This window comes from Pseudoalteromonas luteoviolacea H33-S, assembly GCF_001625695.1.
Classification (GTDB): Bacteria; Pseudomonadota; Gammaproteobacteria; order Enterobacterales; family Alteromonadaceae; genus Pseudoalteromonas; species Pseudoalteromonas luteoviolacea_B.
The window spans coordinates 1-2,435 of the sequence record NZ_AUXY01000057.1 but is presented as its reverse complement, the minus strand read 5'-3'; the positions used below and the strand labels follow the sequence as shown (position 1 = coordinate 2,435).

General features: G+C 53.8%; 1 protein-coding gene. It reads left to right on the top strand.

Features of this window, described 5'->3' with window-relative positions:
• On the top strand, positions 1-2,435 hold a 2,435-nt coding region (locus N477_RS06715), incomplete at both ends, for a non-ribosomal peptide synthetase (RefSeq protein ID WP_155731832.1).

The following is a 2,435-nucleotide window of genomic DNA, read 5'->3' as shown; positions in this document are numbered from 1 at the left end:
GCGCAAACCATCGAACGCATGGCGGGACACTTTGAGGTTCTGTTATCTTCCTTGTTAACGTCTCCCGATCTAAATGTCTATGCCCATGAATTGGTGACGCCACAGGAGCGTGAGCAGTTGCTTAATACCTGGAATGACACCACAGCCAACTACCGCTCGGATCTGTGTTTGCATGAGTTGTTTGAACGCCAGGTTAGTGCCCATCCAAAGAAAACCGCCTTGGTCTGTGAAGAGAGCAGCCTCAGTTATGAGGCGTTAAACCACCGTGCTAACCAGTTGGCCCATTACCTGAAAACACAGGGAGTGCAGCCGGATAGCTTGGTTGGCCTTAGCGTCGAACGCTCGGTGGACATGGTGGTTGCTATTTTGGCAATCCTCAAGGCTGGCGGGGCTTATGTGCCTTTAGATCCCGATTATCCGCAAACGCGGCTGAGCCATATGCTCAGCGACAGCGGCGTCACTTTAGTGCTGACGCAGCACCGTGTCCGGGAGCAATTGCCGAGCTTTGGTGGTCAGGTATTGTGCCTAGACGATGCTGGACTACAGGAGGAGTTGGCGCAGGTGGCAGCGGATAACCTGTCGGTATCTTCGCTGGGACTTGCGCCCCATCACCTTGCGTATGTTATCTATACCTCGGGCTCCACTGGGCAACCTAAGGGGATCATGGTGCAGCATCAGGCGATGTTGGTGCGTCAGGATGGCTGGAACCGGGTGTTTGGTCTGGAAAAGTGTCCGCCTGTGGTATTACAGATGGCGGGACTGTCGGTTGACATCCTGCTTGGCGATATGATGAAAGCCCTCGGCTGGGGGGGACGGCTGGAGATTTGCTCGAAAGAGGTGCTGCTCTCGCCAGATAAGCTGTATCGGATGATCCAAAGTCGACAGATCACCTATGGCGATTTTGTTCCGGCGGTGATCCGCGCCTTGACGGATTATTTGCTTGAAAGCGGGCAAAAGCTTGACGCTATGGCGCATATTTCAGTGGGCTGCGAGGCCTGGTACGGACGGGATCTGCGGCGTTTAAAAATGGTTGTAGGGGAAGACACCGAATGTTTTAACCTTTACGGTCAAACAGAGTCTGTGATTGATGCCAGTTATTGTCGGGCAACAGCGCTGGTGCTGGCGGATGCGGACACGGTGCCAGTGGGGCAACCGCTGGCCAATACCGGGTTGTATGTGCTTAATGAGCAGCAACAATTGCAGCCTTATGGTGTCGCCGGGGAATTGTGCGTCGCTGGTAAAGGGTTGGCATTAGGTTATGCCGGACAGGCGACCCTAACGGCAGAGAAGTTCCTGACACATCCTTTTACCGAGGAAGGGGGTCAAGGCTTATACCGCACCGGCGATCAGGCGGTTCGACGGGCGGACGGCAGTCTGCATTTTGTCGGTCGTGATGATGAACAGGTGAAGATCCGCGGTTTCAGGGTGGAGGTAAAAGAAGTCGAAGCCCGATTGCTGGCACTGGATACGGTAAAAGCGGCGCTGGTGATGGCACGTCAGGACGAGGGCCAGCACAAACGCTTGGTGGGTTATTTATTATTCGAACCCGGGCAAAGCTGCTCGCTGGCAGCGCTTGCCCAACATATGCGTACGGGGCTGCCGGACTATATGGTGCCTTCGGCCTTTGTGGTACTAGAATCCTTTCCATTGACAGCCAACGGCACGGTTGACCGTAAGGCGCTGCCAGCACCGGAAGGTGACTTATTAGGCGGCGAGTATATTGCGCCGCGCACTGAAACAGAAAAAACCTTATGTCGGATCTGGCAGGAAGTACTGGGGCTTGAACGGGTTGGTATTTCAGACAACTTCTTTGACCTGGGGGGGCATTCTCTGCTGGTTACTAAGTTGGTGGCCCGTATCGGTGAAGTATTTGAGGTTACACTGGCACTGCGGGAGGTCTTTGAGCAGCCGAAGCTGGCAAATCTGGCGTCCTTATTGTCCGGTGAGCATTCAGGCGCTATGCGGCCGCCATTAACAGCGGTATCTCGGGAGCAGGTTTTGCCTTTATCTTTTGCCCAGCAAAGGTTATGGCTACTAGATAAAATCGATGGCGGGAGTGTACATTACAATATGCCCGCGGCGTTAAAGTTAAGTGGTAACTTAAACGGGCAGGCCCTGCAGGCGGCCTTTAGCACTATCATGGTACGTCATGAAAGTCTGCGCACGTGCTTTATTGCTGGCGATGATGGCGAGCCGGTTCAGGTAATTCAAGCGCCACAGACGTTTGAAGTGCCGCTTACTGATTTGTCTGCACTGCCTGAAGCTGCGCAAGAAACACAGATTGAAGAAGCTGTTGCGAAAGAGGCGGCCAGTGCCTTTGAGCTGAGCCGGGATTTAATGCTGCGGGCGCGTTTGCTTAAAGTCTCAGATTTAGAGCATATTTTGCTGGTAACCATGCATCATATCGCTTCGGATGGCTGGTCGATGGGCATACT